Genomic DNA, 17,734 nt, shown 5'->3' with positions numbered 1-17,734 from the left:
GATGACCAAAGCGTGCGCACTTCACTGTATTTATATTTATTCCAAAACATTAACCGCGGGGTTGAAAATGTATCTGCATCGCCGTACACCTCTTCGCGTATTTCGAGTGGCCACTCTGGATGATTTTTGTGCTCTTTAGCCCATGGGTATTTAGCAACATCAACCTCTACTTGTGGTGAACTTTGCGATGAGGGCTCTGAGCAACCAGTTAAAAACACAATTAAACTAAAAATCAATGTAAAAACACACAGCCTCTTTGGCAAAAACATTTAAATATCCTTTTTAAAAACTCAATAAAAAAGCCCAAGTTAATGGGCTTTTTTATATGTTGTGGCTAATCACTTATTTTACGTACATTTATTGCCTCTATACGCGCTTCGTCTAAGCTTTTTGCATGTGTTTCAAACCACTCTTTAACTTCATCAACAGTCATGTCATTCGAACTATAAAAGTCTTTTTGATAATCACTCAAGTGGGGCTCGAGTTTGTTATAGCGTTTACTCTTCATTGCTTTAGACCATGGCGCGTTACTGGTTACCGATTTCGGTAACTCCACCTCTAGGCCAAAGCCGTGACTGTATGTATCGTCTAATAACAAACCATCAACAGTACTAAAGTCGGCAACCCTTATACCTGAATTACCAGCCGTTCTAAATTTTTTAAAACATAGTTTAGGTGATTCATCAACAGAGCCATTAGCGTTTATATCCACGTTACCAAAAGGGCGAATACCTTTTATTTTATTGCCTTTAGGGGTTGTATAGTCAAGTTTAAAACGCGCTACATATAAATGTTTTTTCTCAGTTTGGCCTTGCTTGTCTAACTCAGCTTTTTTGTTATGCCAATTAAATAGCGAGAGTACCTCTGAAGAATCGTCTTTTAAAAATGAAATAAAATCGCGAAGTTGAAATTGCTCTTTAACTTTACGTCGTCTTGTCAGCTTATAGTGGTTATCACGTATTTTGCCTCTGTTAAAACCACCTGTTAAAGAACGCTCAATTTCACCAACATTAATTAAATTACTGGGATAAGTAGGCCCTTGCAACTCACTGTCTTTGAGCCAACCCGACGAAATACCCGCCATACTCAAAGAGCAAGGAATAGTATTCGGGTTTAGGTTAATCAGATCTTTGCTGTAATTATCTTCAAGTAACTTATCAGCGGTTACCACGACAAACACTTCTATTTCAGTATCCCAATCATATTTTTCAATTTTAAGGCCATTACCATGGCGAGTAATTGTAAGGTCGTTTTCTATTTCACTTAAACGAAGCTCTTTTTGATAAAGAGTTGTATTAATAGTTTTTTTGTAAGGTCCCTCTAAATACTCATTGTTTAAATTCGCTAATGAGATAAACGGCGCGCCTTCGCCCCCAATTCTAATTGCCATAGTAACGGTTTTCTCACCATCAAATAACTCAGGGTAGGCAAAGCTTGAATCATAGCTTGTTAGGTAGTCTTTAATTAACAGCGAGCTGTGTTTTTCTTTATCAACACTTACTAAAAAGTCGTCTTCAATAAAACTAAATACCCCATCAAACTCAACGGGGCCTTGTGAAGGTGTTTGTTTAAGCGGTAAATCTTCACTCTTAGTGCCAGCCACTTGGCACGTGATTCTATAGCGCATATTATTTAGACGACCAGAGTCAGCATAATCATCTGCGCTATTAATCCCGGGTAATAAAAAAGCTCCTTGGTGTGCGGTTGGCTTTATACCTAAATACGTTTTAGGCCCAAGTTGATAAAATGGCTGAAATACACACCCAACCATGCCTATATAACGCGACTCATCAAAACCGTCTTGATTTATAAACAGCTCATCTTTGGTCAACGCACGTGCAAGCTCTGAATACTTAATGCTGGTCACATCCCAGCCATCTATACGCTCCACTTCAAATGTGAGTGGTGCTATATGAGCCATCGTTTCATCAAACACCACCAGCACTCTAACCGGAGTAAATGGGGTAATTGATTCATCACCTAAATCACTCATTAAATGCCATTTTTTAGTATTCACATCTTGGTAATACATCACACTACAATGATAATTTGCTTCACCGTATTGCATCATTAACGGGTCAAAAGTATCAATAAAGTTGTCAAGCTCATTGGTGCCTAAAGTATGAATCGGAAAATACTTTTGATACTGTGTTTGTAAGTAACCTTGTAAGGAAGACACTGGCGCTTTAGACATCATATAAAACCCAAGCGCAGGGGTAATTATACCTGCCCATGCACCTACCCAAAGTGCAGTTGATCTTTTATCATCTATTACTTGAACATGGTTGTCGTATAATACTTTACGGTCACTCGCGGCGGTTAATTTAAAGTCTTGATTTACACCATAAGTTAATTGGTATTCCCGCTCAGCGGCACCAGAGCTTTTCATTTTATTTACGTTTTCAACTAAGTTAACCCAAAACGTATCCATTTTTATTACCGCGTTATCTATTAGTGGATATGCCCACTCATCGCCGAGTAAAAAGTTTTCAATATACGCCTGAATCTCTAATTTTTTTGCATTGTTAATGTAATCGTCTTTGGTGCTTGCATACACTTGTGCTCTTAGCAGTAAACCAACCAACCCCGCGATGGCTTCGGCTCGCACTCTGTATTGCGCCGCCCATAAAGTGCTATTAGCAATGGTATGGTTACTGTTCATCTCTGTTACTAAATCACGCATTAATGCTTGATTGGCGCTGCTTCTTTCGCTTTGCTGTTTTTGCCTATCATCAACTGCTAAATATTGTTTGCATATATTATCTGTCATTACTTCATCAGCTAAGGCAGCAACGCCGCGAATAACAATAGGCGCTCCGTCTACCACCACTTTAAAAAAACCAATTGAACGTGCTGCAAGCGCGGTATGAGGTATTACACTTAATACTGCAAGCGCAGTGTCAAGTGCGGCCATTAATGCTTTGTCGCCCTCTTTTGAGCGTGCGATTTTTTTCTCAACACTTAAGCTACGGTAACGTTCTAAATTATTCAGCCCCTCACGAGAGGCACTTACAGCAAGGCTACTTACAATATAAGCCTTAAGGTTTACCCGCCGGTTGATTTTGCGCTGGGCTTCTGAGTCGTTATCAACCAAGTTCTCAAGCATGCCGTACCCATATACCCGCATGCGAGATTCAACTTGGTTAGAATCCATACCGCGGCTAATCATCTGCTCAGCTAAAATAGCTTTAACAGCCTCAGCGCGCCTTAAAGACAGTTTTTTATTATATTCAACGCCGCCTATATCACAGGTATACCCTGAAATATCAACCATTGCATTAGGGTTTGCGAGCAGCCCTTCAACAATAATTTGGCTACGCGATATTATTTCATTTTGGTACTGCTCACTCACAACATCACTATCAAGTTCAAACTGGCTTTGAATAACTACATCGTGGCTTACTTCGCGCTCGCTTAAACGGGCAAAATAATCATCAGCTACTCTTTTATAATGATTAACACTGGTATTTAAGGTGTTTTCCGCTTCACCAAAATACGATATGGTCGCCTCACTAAACGCGCTAATACTTACAGCTAAATTAACGGTATTAATAGACTTATCTAATACGTTGAGTACGCTTGCAGGCACTCCTAACGCACTACCTAAGGTATTATTGAATTGCCGTTCCTGATTATCAGTTAAACTATTGTTGGCTAAACTAAAAGGCAAGAATCTTTCCCTTAATGCATCGCTTGTTGTCACGCCATTGGGGTTAGTTAGTGCCTCCCTCACTTTACCCCAGGCATCAACACCGCTATCAAGTGCAAAGGTAGCATCAAGCATTGCTGATACTGCAGGGTCTTGGTTAGATTGAAAGTGGGTATGCAGCGTTTTAGCAATTAACTTGGCAAATTTCCCTCGGTTATCATGGTGTACGCCATCGGCATCTACATATTGCTGCATGTCGGCAACTAAAAAGCCCGCAGCAAGGCTGGCGCGGGTTTTAGTTAATTCCCAGTTTGTACAGTAATCCAAAAAGCCACTGGCTATTGCCGTGGGTTTGCTATTCGGCATTTTGGCATCGGGTGCGCCATATTCAGGCAAGCCTTTTTTTGGCTCATTAGGGTCAAAAGCAGCAGGAGCAGAGGCCGTGTTTTTTGCAAAATTAATTAAGTGGGTGTAATAACTCGGAAACTGCTTAATCAGCGACTCTTCAACTGAAATTGGGTCGCAGTTAATAATATCAAACTCGCCCGCTTCATTTTGAATATCAAAATGCAACATTTCACTGAGTTCGTAATAAGGAGTGCCATGTTCATCATAGCTAAGAGCGTTATGGCTCCAACGGTGACCTTGTTGACCTAAAGCGTCATCATTCAATTTAATTCGTATTTTGTATAAGCCTGCACTCAGCTTTTTATCATTATTATTTATAACCGCACTATAAACTTTACTTTCTTCTCTCTTGGCTTTTGCTATATCAAAAAAACCTTCAATGGCCCTTTCAGTACCTTTTATTATTTCAACATTACCAACGCCGGCTGCCAACGGAATAGAGCGATTTACACTGAGCAACAGCGCCCGTGTTTTGGGCATAACATAACCATAAATATGGTTTACCTTGCTCTTAATAATGTGTTCGTTATACCAGTCGCTGTAGGTTTTATCTTTACTATTAGTGTCGGGACGTTGCAAATCTTCAACTGCAATTTTTTTGTAGTTCAGGATATTAGTCTTGCCCTTATAGCTTCCTAGTTCAGTTTTAAATGCCTCAAACCACTTATCACCTTGGCTTGCCGCTAACAAGCTTATCGCATCAACCGGCGGCACAATAATAGGTCGGTTTTTATGGGCATGAAACGGTGTCCGTGTTGTTAACTGCTTACCATCAACTGCTTCTAACACCGCACCTTCATCACTGCTTAACAGTATTGGTGCAGCTCCATCGCTATCAGCCACCACCACACGGTTAAACAACGGGGTGAGCTTGCTGATTGGCTCGCCTCTATTAACATAACCTGTGAGTAAATACGCTTTAGGAAAACTAGATTGCCCTGTATTCAATTGCTCTGCCATTGTTCATCCTTGATATTAAACACGCCATAAATAAATATTCCGGTCATGCCCCAAATATTACTTTCTTTAATCGGTATCTCTTTTGTTTGCCTGGTCACTAAATCTAACTCAATAAAGTAATAATTATTAAACGCCCAACCATTCCCAAGAAGCTCAGTAGACTTTCTTTTAGATTTTGTTAACACTTTATTTTTTTTATCTGAGAAAAAGTAAGTATCTGCTTTTCTTGGTAATATAATGCGTTTGCTGGGGTCTGATAAATTAATCCAATAATTTTGCGCGGCCCCAAGTCCTTCTGATACAAAATAAATATAATCACCGAAGGGGGATACTTCTAAATACTTCATAGTAAAATGGTTGTTATAGCCTAAATCAACCTTTTCTATCACGTCGCCATTAAAGTCATGTAACCAGTATTTATTTTTTTTATCAGCTAAAAAGGTTTTACCATCTGGTAATAAAAACAAGCCATTAGAGTAAATAATTGACCGCTCAGTAAGTGTTTTAGTGGGTACATGGTAGTTATAATGTTTACCACTGGCGTAAAAAATCACATTTTCACTGTCTTTAGTCCAGTTAAAATGGGCATAGCCATAGCCTTTACTCATAAAAATAAACTGTTGGGTTTTGGTATCCCAAAGCTCACGGGTAAAACCGTGCTCTGTTGTATCCATGGATAAGGCAATGTAGCGGTTATCCGGCGAGCGCTCAGGTTTATGTAGCCCAACCATCCATTTATCATTAAATGCAGTTTCGGGAATAATACGGCGCCTATCAGAGAGGTCCATACGTGCAGAAAATAATGTAGTTTGCCCCGTCCACTCTATGTCGGCTTTAAATAAAATACGCGGGGTTGAAAACGTTTCTTTATCGCCATACACCTCATTGCGCACCTCTTTAGGCCACTCAGGGTGATAACTATGACGATACGCCAATTTGTCTTTACTAAATCGGCTTGGTTGCTCTTCAACAACTTGTTTTGTAGGTGGATTAGGCTCCTCACCACAGCCAGTTAATAGCAATGTAGTAATACTTAGCAATATCATTGCGCTGCTACGCACGCTTTTACTAAACGCTTTTATATTTTTTATGTTGTGTAAAAGCGGTTTAAATCGGGTTTTATTTCGTGGGATTAATGACATTGGCAGTCCTTGATTGTACGGTATAAATTGGTCCTAGAGGCAGCATTGCTAAGCTTGAGTGGGGTAGTTTTATGGGCATGAAACGGTGTGCGTGTTGTCAACAGCTTACCATCAACAGCCTCAAGTACCGCACCTTTATCACTGCTTAATAGTATTGGTGCAGCTCCATCGCTATCAGCCACCACCACACGGTTAAACAACGGGGTGAGCTTGCTGATTGGCTCGCCTCTATTAACATAACCCGTGAGTAAATACGCTTTAGGGAAGCTACATTGCCCAGTATAAAATTGCTCTGTCATTGTTCATCCTTGATATTAAACACGCCATAAATATATATAGTTCCCATACCCCATATATTACTTTCTTTAAGTCGCATTTCTCGTGTTTGCTGAGTATTTAAATCAAACTCAACCAATAATTCATCTTGATAATATTGACCATTACCCATAAGTTCCCTTGATTCTATTAACCAAAATGTTATTGCTTTATTTTTTTTATCCGAGAAAATATACGAGCTTATACTTCGTGATGTAATACGTTTACTGGGGTCTGATAAATTAATAAAGTAATGTGTACTCCCTGATTTAAAATAAATATAATCGCCGAAAGGGGATACTTCTAAACCCTGCATAGTAGAATGGTTATTAATACCTAAATTGACCTTCTCCAACACGCCGCCATTAAAATCATGCAACCAATACTCATTTTTTTTATATGCTAAAAAAGTTTTACCATCTGGTAATAAATATAAGCCATTGGAGTTAATAATTGGCCGCTCTCTGAGCTTTTTAGTGGGTACATGGTAATTATAATGCTTACCATTGCTGTAAAAAAGCACGTTTTCACTGTCGTTAGTCCAATTAAAATGGATAGCGCCATGGCCTTCGCTCATTAAAATAAACTGTTGGGTTTTGGTATCCCAGAGCTGACGTGTGTGGCCAACCTCAGGGACATACATCAACATTGCGATATATCGATTATCAGGAGAGCGCTCAAGTTTATGGCCGTCGATCATTTTCTTACCCGAAAATGCACTTTCTGGAATGATCCGGCGCCTATCAGAGCCATCCATACGTGCAGAAAATAATGTAGTTTGCCCTATCCACTCTATCTCAGCACTAAATAAAATACGCGGGGTTGAAAATGTTTCTTTATCGCCATACACCTCATTACGCACCTCTTTTGGCCACTCCGGATGGTATGTATGGCGATACGCTATTTTATCTTTACTAAAGTTAGATTCACCGCCACACGCAGTTAAAAACAATGTAGTAATACTTAGTAATATCATAGCGCTGCTTCGCGCGCTTTTACTAAACGCCTTTATATTCGTTATGCTGTGTAAAAGCGGTTTAAATCGGGCTGTGTTTTCTGAGATTAATGACATGGGTAATCCTAGTATGTGCGGTGTGAATTCATTAATAGCTTTATCTTATAAACCTATATTATTTATAAATTCACTCATCATCTATATTAATGCTTGGCATTAATTCTGCTTGAGGTGTTTGACCACTCAACTGTGTATAAGGCACTCGTTCGAAGATATAAAAAGGCTCAGCCCCGTCATCTGGATCTTGTATTAAATTAAAAGTACCTTCTGTAGGGATTTTTCTAAATGTTAGACGAACCCAGTCGGTATTTACAATACGTCGATCACCAACAAGGCACTCTTGACGCCAACAGCTTTCTACATGTTCCAAAATAATTTTTTCATTAAGCGGGTTTATAGGCTTGCTCGACGATTTGCTTAAATTTAACTGGTATTCAAAGGTGATTTTTGGCTCTGTAATATACTTTTTATTTATATTATTTATCTGCATGGGCGAACACTGTGAAATACTCATTTTAGCTCCCAAATACTTGCTGTAATTTTGCTTTGGTTTTAGCCCCTGCAATTCCATCTACTTCAAGATCATGCTCGTATTGAAAATCCCTCACTCCCGCTTTGGTTTTTGAGCCGTTAATTCCATCAACTGTACCGCAGTCAAAGCCTAATAAATTACAGCGAGCTTGCACACCTGAAAGTGTATCGATGGGATCTAAATGACCCACTTGTGCAGTAAAACTTTCGCTAGGTGAACTTTGATCTTCCTTGAGGTATAAATCAACCTGCCCAGTGAGTGAATCGTTATCGTTTAACTCAACTTCTATTAAACCATCGCTAGGTAATACAGTGTCTATTGTTTGACTGCCAATAGTAATTACGATGCGCTTACCCGTAATATCGTCGCCATCTTCATGAATAATTTGCAGGCGAAAATACTCTTTTTCGTTTTGTACAACAAAGCTATTAATGCTGTTGGTGCGCAGTGGTATAAACTTTTCTTTTTTTGGCGGAATAGTAATTTTATCGCCCGGGTAAATTAAGTTTGGGTCTGGGCGTAAGGCTTTAAACTCTGCGTTGCTTGGGTGGTTGTAAAGCGCTTTAGATGTTTGGTAGCCGTATTGCTTAGCTATGCGCAATAGCGTTTCACCTTGGGCTACGGTGTGTTGTTGGGTCATTGTGTATCCTTAAACTTTGCCTACAGACCAATCTTCGCTGTCGAGTTCAAAAAAGCTGACTTTAGCGTTTTCAAAGTCGGGGCCTGATACGTTGGCATAACCGTTTTGATCAAGCTGCCCGGTAATAATGTGGCCGTTGCGTAGCCGTATTTTGTAGCCCATGTTGGCTTGTGGTTCGCCAGCTTCGTCGAGTAGTTCTATTTCGTAGGCTAAAGTGGGTTGTTCAACAGTAAATGTGGTGGTGTCGGTTGCGCCACTGGCCGTTACCGTAACATTATAAAGACCCGGTTTTACCTCAGCGTAGTGCTGCCAAAACGAGACTTCGTCTGGGCGTTTTTTTTCTAGTTGTAGTGTTATTTGACCACTTGTTGGCCCTTGCCACTGAATAACTACACTGCGACTGTTACTGCATGAGCCTTCTATATTAAGTTTCCAACCACTGGGTACTGTTAAGCTTGTGCCTGCTTTAGCAGGTTTTCGCTCGCTATAGCCTAAGTTGTAATCGTAAATTAAATTGGCATTTTTATAGCCGGTATATTGCTGTGCTAATTGATCTACGGTTTCGGCGGCGCTAAGTACGTGGGTTGTAAAATTTTGCCTAACAGTGTGAGACGCTTTTAGTAGCATTGTGCTGTTTAGCTCTGGCTTATAAATGCGTACAGCGGGCGCATGTTGTTGTATAGGTTGCACCGCTTTTTTAGGTTTTTGATTATAACTTTGCTGATTTATAAATTGCGGACTATTTTGCGCAGCTGATTGGCTGTTTATAAATGCAGAAGTGCTTGGCGTCATTACTGTGTTATTTATAAAAGTATTGTTTTGCAACGCTGTTTGCGATGATGTAACTGAACCATTATTAACCGCGCCCGAGTACTTTGTTGGTGCTTGAGTTTGTTTTGGGTAAACAGCTAGGCGTGTACTAGCTTGCTTAAACAGAGAATATGGTACCTTTTTCCACTCTTTGTCTTTAGCCCAATATTGGCACCGAGTGTCGTCGCGTAATCGCGCAGCTTGGTGTTTATCTAGCGCACCAAACAGGTTGTCTTGCAGTTGCCTTTGCAACACTTTAGGAAGTTTGCAAAGCTGAGCACGACTTAAATAAGAGAATGTAACCACAGGCTCTGAATTTTCAGGCTCATTATGTGGTTGTTCAAATAGTGGGGGGTAATTTAAGTTCACCGGATCCTTGGTGAGCATTTGCATCCTCGCTTTCTCTTAATAAGAGACTTATTTATTATTTAGTTACGGCTAAAAGGTATGCCGTTATTATAGTGCGTTAATATAAAGAAATAGGCACAAAAAATCTACAATGAATTTTTAAATTTGCTAACTTTGTTCAGTGTTTTCTCTTACGTAATGTCCGGCTCCACGAGTAATATAACGCAGCTGCCAAATAACGCGCTCAATCAATTCGTCGCGTTGCAATCCTTCTATATCGAGCGCCTCTGCACCCGCATTAAATACGAGCGTTACCATAGATTCCGCCTGAATATAGGCATGCATAGCATTACATTTAGTTTCGCTTTCTAAATAATGAGCCAGCTCTAAAATAAAATGTTTTACCTCGCGGGCTACAGCGGCTCTAAATGCTTTAGAAGTCCCTGAGCGTTCTCGCAGCAACAACCTAAATTGGTTACTTGAGTTATCAATAAACTCCATAAAAGTAACCACTGAGGTATTTATAACACTGCCGCCATCGTTTGCTATTCGTCTACGTGCTTGACGCATAAGTTGGCGAAGGGTTAAACCTGCTTCGTCTACCATGGTTAAACCTAGCTCATCCATGTCTTTAAAATGACGATAAAAAGAAGTCGGGGCAATACCGGCTTCTCGTGCTACTTCGCGTAAACTTAAATTCGAAAAACTATGATCAGCACTCAGCTGATTAAATGCCGCTTGAATTAACGCCTGTCGTGTTTTTTGTTTCTGTTGCGCTCTAACACCCGACATCAACAGCTCCCTGAATTATTTTATATGAATATTTAGTGATATTAGCTCAATTGTACAGTCTAATACTTGACGACGAGAGTTTGAAATACTATTTTAGCTTACAGTTGTACGCTGAGATTGAGAATTATGAATAAACCACCGATTATTTGGACAAACGTCCTATTTTTTAGCCTAACCTTTTTGGCGGCTGCCACACTTGTACCTTGGTACGCCATTAGCTACGGATTTACCAGCGCGCATTGGATTGCTTTTGTTGGCTGCATGTTTTATGCAGGCTTATCAATTACTGCTGGCTACCATCGATTATGGGCACATAAAACCTATAACGCACACCCTGCTGTTGAATTTATTTTTGCGCTTGGCGGTGCTTTTGCACTACAAAACAGTGCTCTGCATTGGAGTAGCGATCACCGTATACATCACGGTCAAGTTGACGACCCAATAAAAGACCCTTACGCGGCGACCAATGGTTTTTGGTATAGCCATATCGGCTGGATGTTACGTGACTACCAAGGCGATAGCTACAACGACTATAGTAATTGTCGTGATTTACAACGAAATAAAGTCGTTATGTGGCAACATAAGCACTACTTAAAACTAGCTATTGCTATGAACGTAGGTTTGCCTCTTGCACTTGGCTTAATGGTAGGCGATGTATGGGGTATGTTAATTCTTGCAGGTTTACTACGCTTAGTACTAAGCCAACACTTTACCTTTTTTATTAATTCGGTTGCACATATTTGGGGCTCTCGCCCATATACCGAAAAAAATACGGCACGCGATAACGGCTTTTTAGCGTTATTTACATACGGTGAGGGGTATCACAACTTCCACCATATTTTTGCAAGCGACTACCGTAACGGTATTAAATGGTTTCATTACGATCCAACAAAATGGATGATCCGCTCTTTAGCAGCTGTTGGTTTAGCTAATAAATTAAAGCGTACGCCAGTTGAACGTATCGAAAAAGCAAAGGCCGAAACGCTAATGAGCAAAACGCAAACGCGTCTTGCAAAATTGCCTTTAGCACAAGATAAGATTACATTATTACAACAAGAGTACGATTTACTGCTGAAAAAACTGCAAAATTATTGTTCACTACAAAAACAAGTGTTAGAAGTTAAAAAAAATAACATGGCAAAGCAGTGTGAACGCTCAGCATTAATGGCACAATACCATGAGTTGGAAGCCGCCTGGGAAAATCAAAAACAGGCATGGCTAGCACTTAATGCGAGGTTATTAAAAGCCTCTTTTAATTAATTTAGGAGTGGCTGTGGCCAAACAACCAGAACAAAAAAAAGTACCCGTGACATACCAATATGATGCAATAATTATTGGCACGGGTCCTGGCGGTGAAGGTACCGCCATGAACCTTTCAAAAAATGACAAAAAAGTAGCGGTTATTGAACGCCAAGAATCAGTTGGTGGCGGTTGTGTGCATTGGGGAACAATTCCTTCAAAAGCGCTTCGCCACTCTGTTAGCCGCTATATTGAATACAAAGCAAATCCGTTATTTAATGTTGGTGAGCGCCCTAGCCGCTTAACATTTCCTGATATTTTACGTCACGCAAGTTCTGTTATTTCTAAGCAATCTAATTTACGTAGTAGCTTTTACGATCGTAACCGCATTCATATGTTTCAAGGTGATGCGAGCTTTGTAGATAAGCACACAATTGAAGTAAAAAGAAATGATGGTTCAACTGAGCGACTGACTGCTAAAACGATTGTTATAGCAACCGGCTCACGCCCTTATCGCCCACCTGAAGTCGATTTTACGCATTCTCGTATTTATGAGAGCGACACTATTTTAGGTCTTAAACACGACCCTCACCGCGTACTTATATACGGCGCTGGTGTAATTGGTTGTGAGTACGCTTCTATATTTAAAGGTTTAGGCGCTAAAGTTGATTTAGTTAATACACGCGACCGATTACTTGCTTTTATGGATGCTGAAATATCTGACGCGCTTAGCTATCACTTTTGGAACAGCGGTATTGTTATTCGTCATAACGAAGAGTTTGACCGAATAGAGACCCGTGACGACTGCGTTATTATGCATTTAAAATCAGGCAAACGCGTAAAAGCTGACTGTATTTTATTTGCTAATGGCCGTACTGGTAACACTGATACATTAAACCTTGAAGCCATTGGTTTAAAAGCCGATAGCCGTGGCCAATTAAAAGTTAACGAAACATATCAAACAGAAATTGATAACGTTTACGCTGTAGGTGATGTAATTGGCTATCCAAGCCTTGCAAGTGCTGCGTTTGACCAAGGTCGCATAGCTGCTGATGCCATTGCGTGTGGTAACTGTGATGACAGACTGATTGTTGATATTCCGGCTGGTATTTATACCATTCCAGAAATGAGCTCAGTAGGTAAAACAGAGCAAGAACTTACAGCCGCTAAAGTACCATATGAAGTTGGCCGTGCTCAGTTTAAGCATTTGGCACGTGCGCAAATTGCTGGTACTGAAGTAGGTAGTTTAAAAATATTATTCCACACTGAAACCAAAGAAGTACTTGGCGTACATTGTTTTGGCGAGCGTGCCTCTGAAATTGTTCACATTGGCCAAGCCATTATGGAGCAAAAAAATGGTGGCAATAATATCGACTACTTTGTAAATACCACATTTAACTACCCAACCATGGCTGAAGCCTACCGTGTTGCGGCATTAAATGGTTTAAATCGCTTATTTAAATAAGTAGTTTTAAAAGCCTTTATAAATAGATAACAAAAAACCCGCAACTTAGCGGGTTTTTTACTTTTAAACAGTTTTAAAGTTTATTTAAGTAGCTATTACTTATGGTACTTAGCACTTAGCTCATGTACTGCATTAATGAATACACCAGCATTTTCAGGGTCTACATCTGGTGTAATACCGTGGCCTAAGTTAAACACGTGGCCATTGCCTGTACCGAAGTCTTCTAAAATAGTGCCTACTTCTTGGCGAATACGCTCTGGTGTACCGTGTAACATAGATGGGTCCATATTACCTTGTAGAGCTACTTTATCACCCACACGGCGTTTAGCGTCGCTAATATTAATAGTCCAATCAAGACCAATTGCATCACAACCTGTTGCTGCAATAGCTTCAATCCATTGACCACCATTTTTAGTGAACAAAGTAACCGGTACTTTACGACCATCGTATTCACGAATTAAGCCATCTACAATTTTATGCATATATTGCAGTGAAAATTCGTTGTAATCGCGCGGGCTTAATACACCACCCCATGAGTCAAATACCATTAGCGATTGCGCGCCAGCTTTAATTTGAGCATTTAAATAATCAATAACTGAGTCAGCTAACTTATCGAGTAATAAATGAAGTGTTTGCGGCTCTGCAAACGCCATTTTTTTGATTTTACCAAATACTTTGCTGCTACCGCCTTCAACCATGTAAGTTGCTAGTGTCCAAGGTGAACCAGAAAAACCAATAAGCGGTACTTCACCCTTAAGCTCACGACGAATAGTGCTTACTGCGTTCATTACGTAGCCAAGCTCGTCTGTAGGGTCTAACTTTGGAATTTTTTTAACATCAGCAAGTGATGAAATAGGACGTTCAAATTTAGGGCCTTCGCCAGTTTCAAAGTAAAGACCTAAACCCATCGCATCTGGAATCGTTAAAATATCACTAAATAATATAGCGGCATCTAACGGGTAGCGACGTAGTGGCTGCAGTGTTACTTCACATGCAAGCTCAGCATTACGGCACAGGCTCATAAAATCGCCCGCTTGTGCACGTGTAGCGCGATACTCTGGTAAATAGCGTCCTGCTTGGCGCATCATCCATACCGGAGTTACATCAACAGGTTGTTTTGCAAGTGCACGTAAATAACGGTCGTTTTTTAATTCGCTCATGGCGTAAATGATCCTAAGACTTGTATAAATTGTGCAAGATTGTACCACCATATTCTCCGACCCTCTATTGCTTAGGGACGAAAACAGCTTTACCTAGAGGCAGATCAATATAATGGCGTGCTTTAATCCATTTTGACTATAAAGTAAGCAAAAAAGAATAACATTTAAAACTTTTTATTAATATGTTTGCAACATTACAAAAACCTTGTTATTGTTTGTCCCGCGTTAACAAAAAAAATAATAAAAATCTTAAAACAATAAAAATAAATGTTTTAAAATAATAACAATAAAAATCATCTCATAAAAATAAGAAAGCTTGTTATAACAAGTCACTGAAAGAAATTAGACCACCGTAAATGGTGGTTTTTTCTTGCCTAAAATAAAATCCCTCGCCTTAGATTATATAAAAAGGTACACCCCTCAAAGTAGCTCAACTTTACTTGTTGATATACTCGCAAATTAAATATATCTTGATGTACATAAACTTATTATATTCTAATTGAAAGACCAACCCAGCTAGGAGAACAGTTATGCTGACGCGTGTAGAAAAAGCTCAACAAAAATGGGGTGGTAGCCACACAGTAATTGATAAATGGCTAAACGAACGCCAAGACCTTATTGTACTTTATTGCAAAATTGCAGGTTTTACGCCGTACGAAAAACAAGATCAAGCATTGCCAGAGCCAAAACTAATTGAATCATTTTGCCAACTTTTAATGGATTACCTATCTGCGGGCCATTTTGAAGTGTATGACGATATAGCAAAAGCATGTGAAAAAAAGGGCTTACAGAGCCAAGAGCTTGCAAACTCTATTTACCCGCGTATTTCCAGTACAACCGACATAGCGTTAGATTTTAATGATAAGTACGCTGAAGTAGACAAAGAAGACTTGTTAAAGGGTTTTGATGATGACTTGTCTGTTATTGGTGAGGCATTAGAAGCACGCTTTGCACTTGAAGATGAGCTTATTGATAACTTGTTTTCTAATCACGCAAACTAATATGTTATTTACGCATATTAAAAAAGGGACCTAAGGTCCCTTTTTGCATTTACACAATAAGCTTATTATTGTGCTGGTGCTTCTTCATTTTGAATTTCAAGTAATTCAACTTCAAATACAAGTGTTGAATTAGCTGGAATCTTACCTAAGTCGCGGTCGCCGTAAGCAAGTTCTGAAGGAATAGTGAACTTGTACTTAGAACCCACTGACATAAGTTGTAAACCTTCAGTCCAACCAGCAATTACGCGGTTAAGAGGGAAAGTTGTAGGTTCGTTACGTGCATATGAGCTATCAAACTCAGTACCGTCTAATAAAGTACCTTTGTAGTGTACTTTAACTACGTCTGTTGCTACTGGCTTTTCGCCATCGCCTTCGCTAAGTACTTCATACTGCAGGCCAGACTCAGTTACTGTAACGCCTTCTTTTTTAGCGTTGTCAGCTAGGTATTTAACACCCGCTTCTTTGCTTTTTTCAGACTCTACTTTTGCTTTTTCTTCTTGCTTAGTACGTACTGATGTATCTAGTTCAGTTAATACTTCGCGAATTTTTTCTTCGTCAATTTTTGCATTACCAGCAAGTGCATCTTCAAAACCACGGATTAGAAGTGCTTGGTCTAGCTCAATACCAATTTCTGTTTTGTCTGCTAGGTCTTTATTTAAAAAGTTACCTACAGATGCACCAATACCGTATGCTTGTTGCTGTTCTACAGTGTCTAATTTAACTTCAGCTTGTTCTTTTTTTGCTTCTTGATTACAAGCTGTAAGCGCTAAAACTGACGCTGCAATCAATGACAATCTAATCGTCTTTTTCATTTTAAATCTCCGACACACTTTGCAGTTGTCATTTTAATGTATTATTACTAGTTAAAGATTAACGGCCCACATGATAGGCTGCTTGTTTAATGACTAAATTCCACATTGTTAGCTAAACTAAAAACATATCCAGTGATTAGACAAACAACCTAGGCATTTAACGCGTCCTAGTCTAACCTCTCAGTCACTAAGAGTTAAGGGGAAATACCTGTAATATGTCGATATTTCGTACTTTTTTAATCGTATTTAGCTGTTTTTTAGCCATCGCCTGTACCGATAAAAAGCAACACGCTGTAGCAAGTTACGAACATGCTGCACAAGGTGCGTTTTCATCAACACTTTCAAACGATGGTAAATACAGTTTGATCTCCTCTATCAACCATGGGGTCGCCCTGTGGGATAATCAACAGCAGGTACTAAAATACCAATGGTTTCAGCAGCAAGCTCAAGACAGTTTGGTATACGCCGTTGCTATTGCTTTTGATAACAGCGTGGCTGTTACCGCCGAAAAAACCACGTTTGCTGTGTGGGATATAGCCACAGGCAAAAATAAAGGTTATTACAAAATACAAAAAGCCAGTATTCGCGATATTGCTATTAGCAATCAAGGCCGTAGTGTTTTATACGGCCGTAGCGACGGCGTTGTCGTATTTGTAAACCTAGAAACCGGACGTCGTATTGAGTTTTTAGGTCATCAAGATAAAGTTAACACCGTTGACCTATCACCTAACGGACGCTACGCCTTAAGTGGCTCTAACGATTATGTTGCTTACTTTTGGGATACACGTACAGGGCAAGTAATTCATCGTTTTAATCACCCAACGCGTGTTACCCAAGTGACGCTCGATCCACAGGGTCGCTATGCGTTTACGGCCGACAGTATGGCACAAGCAAATGTATGGAAGCTGACTACAGGTGATCTTGTGAGTAAACTGAAGTATATTGCGCGTCAGAAAATTTTTACTGCTGTGCGCTTTAACGAACAAGGCACTTTGCTTGCAACCGGCTCGCCAAATAAGCGCGTAGATTTGTGGCAAATACCAAGCGGTGAAAAAATTCAAACTTGGCAGGTTACCCCGCGCGAAGGCAGTAAGCCTAAATCGGCGGTGGTGCTAGATGTGACATTTACAGATAACGGTAAGTCGTTGTTAACCGAAAGCTCCAGCGGTATCGCAGAGCGATTTATTATACGAGAGAATAATGAACACAATTGAACATCGCTTAATGGAACTTGAAGCCAAAGTGGCTTTTCAAGACGAAACGATTGAAGTTTTAAATGATGAAATAAAAGTGCATCAGCAACTTTTAGCAAAAATGAAACGCCAAACAGAGCTGCTAGCAGAAAAAATTAAAGAGTCGCAGTCATCATCGTCTATGATGTCTGAAGTACCTGAGCCGCCTCCACCGCATTACTAAAGCCGGTAAAAATTAGGCAATAAAAAAACC

At 39.8% G+C, this 17,734-nt stretch carries 15 protein-coding genes and 1 pseudogene; 5 read left to right on the top strand and 11 right to left on the bottom strand.

What is annotated here, in order from left to right; all coding sequences use genetic code 11:
- From I6F45_RS06275 to fabR, 9 genes and pseudogenes are all read right to left on the bottom strand, one after another.
- Nucleotides 1-269, bottom strand: a pseudogene (locus I6F45_RS06275) (hypothetical protein); the annotation flags it as partial.
- A gap of 65 nt (nt 270-334) precedes the next feature.
- Nucleotides 335-5,017, bottom strand: coding sequence for an OmpA family protein (locus I6F45_RS06270; RefSeq protein ID WP_197120194.1), 4,683 nt, complete (start codon nt 5,015-5,017; stop codon nt 335-337).
- Nucleotides 5,002-6,159, bottom strand: a complete 1,158-nt coding sequence (locus tag I6F45_RS06265) for a hypothetical protein (protein ID WP_197120195.1) — start codon at nt 6,157-6,159, stop codon at nt 5,002-5,004. Before I6F45_RS06265 ends, I6F45_RS06270 begins: the two co-directional genes overlap by 16 nt.
- Nucleotides 6,150-6,458: a hypothetical protein gene (locus I6F45_RS06260; protein ID WP_197120196.1), complete on the bottom strand. Its 309-nt coding sequence runs from the start codon at nt 6,456-6,458 to the stop codon at nt 6,150-6,152. The genes I6F45_RS06265 and I6F45_RS06260 overlap by 10 nt, the downstream gene beginning before the upstream one ends.
- Nucleotides 6,455-7,546, bottom strand: coding sequence for a hypothetical protein (locus tag I6F45_RS06255; protein ID WP_197120197.1), 1,092 nt, complete (start codon nt 7,544-7,546; stop codon nt 6,455-6,457). Before I6F45_RS06255 ends, I6F45_RS06260 begins: the two co-directional genes overlap by 4 nt.
- A gap of 70 nt (nt 7,547-7,616) precedes the next feature.
- A complete protein-coding gene (locus I6F45_RS06250) occupies nt 7,617-8,003 on the bottom strand; it encodes a hypothetical protein (protein ID WP_007582226.1) in 387 nt (128 codons plus the stop codon).
- Nucleotide 8,004: 1 nt separating this feature from the next.
- The gene (locus tag I6F45_RS06245) at nt 8,005-8,661 is read right to left on the bottom strand and encodes a PGRP and LysM peptidoglycan-binding domain-containing protein (protein ID WP_197120198.1); all 657 of its coding nucleotides are present in this window, start codon (nt 8,659-8,661) and stop codon (nt 8,005-8,007) included.
- A 9-nt stretch (nt 8,662-8,670) separates the two neighbouring features.
- Complete coding sequence (locus I6F45_RS06240; RefSeq protein WP_331460638.1) at nt 8,671-9,840, bottom strand: hypothetical protein; 1,170 nt, start codon at nt 9,838-9,840, stop codon at nt 8,671-8,673.
- A gap of 147 nt (nt 9,841-9,987) precedes the next feature.
- A complete protein-coding gene (gene fabR, locus I6F45_RS06235; protein ID WP_007582233.1) occupies nt 9,988-10,611 on the bottom strand; it encodes an HTH-type transcriptional repressor FabR in 624 nt (207 codons plus the stop codon).
- 126 nt (nt 10,612-10,737) lie between these two features.
- Between fabR and I6F45_RS06230 the strand changes: the two genes are divergently transcribed.
- Nucleotides 10,738-11,871 (top strand): acyl-CoA desaturase, encoded by a 1,134-nt coding sequence (locus I6F45_RS06230; RefSeq protein ID WP_197159967.1) that lies wholly within the window; start codon nt 10,738-10,740, stop codon nt 11,869-11,871.
- Nucleotides 11,872-11,884: 13 nt separating this feature from the next.
- Nucleotides 11,885-13,315 carry a Si-specific NAD(P)(+) transhydrogenase gene (sthA, locus tag I6F45_RS06225; protein WP_033040546.1) on the top strand — a complete coding sequence of 477 codons (1,431 nt, stop codon included), beginning with the start codon at nt 11,885-11,887 and terminating at the stop codon, nt 13,313-13,315.
- 95 nt (nt 13,316-13,410) lie between these two features.
- On the opposite strand, the gene hemE is transcribed toward sthA, so the two are convergent.
- Nucleotides 13,411-14,475, bottom strand: coding sequence for a uroporphyrinogen decarboxylase (hemE, locus tag I6F45_RS06220; RefSeq protein ID WP_002961084.1), 1,065 nt, complete (start codon nt 14,473-14,475; stop codon nt 13,411-13,413).
- 530 nt (nt 14,476-15,005) lie between these two features.
- On the opposite strand from hemE, the gene I6F45_RS06215 reads away from it, so the two are divergent.
- Complete coding sequence (locus I6F45_RS06215; RefSeq protein ID WP_007582240.1) at nt 15,006-15,476, top strand: Rsd/AlgQ family anti-sigma factor; 471 nt, start codon at nt 15,006-15,008, stop codon at nt 15,474-15,476.
- Nucleotides 15,477-15,541: 65 nt separating this feature from the next.
- On the opposite strand, the gene fkpA is transcribed toward I6F45_RS06215, so the two are convergent.
- Complete coding sequence (gene fkpA, locus I6F45_RS06210; protein WP_007582243.1) at nt 15,542-16,288, bottom strand: FKBP-type peptidyl-prolyl cis-trans isomerase; 747 nt, start codon at nt 16,286-16,288, stop codon at nt 15,542-15,544.
- A gap of 215 nt (nt 16,289-16,503) precedes the next feature.
- Between fkpA and I6F45_RS06205 the strand changes: the two genes are divergently transcribed.
- Together I6F45_RS06205 and I6F45_RS06200 are read left to right on the top strand one after the other, a co-directional pair.
- Nucleotides 16,504-17,502: a WD40 repeat domain-containing protein gene (locus I6F45_RS06205; protein ID WP_197120232.1), complete on the top strand. Its 999-nt coding sequence runs from the start codon at nt 16,504-16,506 to the stop codon at nt 17,500-17,502.
- Nucleotides 17,489-17,704, top strand: coding sequence for a SlyX family protein (locus I6F45_RS06200; RefSeq protein WP_004335946.1), 216 nt, complete (start codon nt 17,489-17,491; stop codon nt 17,702-17,704). The genes I6F45_RS06205 and I6F45_RS06200 overlap by 14 nt, the downstream gene beginning before the upstream one ends.
- Nucleotides 17,705-17,734: the final 30 nt, after the last annotated feature.

This window comes from Pseudoalteromonas sp. SWYJZ19 (assembly GCF_015864375.1).
Taxonomy (GTDB): Bacteria; Pseudomonadota; Gammaproteobacteria; order Enterobacterales; family Alteromonadaceae; genus Pseudoalteromonas; species Pseudoalteromonas arctica.
Note: the sequence above shows the minus strand (reverse complement) of the source record. Positions and strands in the feature narration are given on the sequence as shown.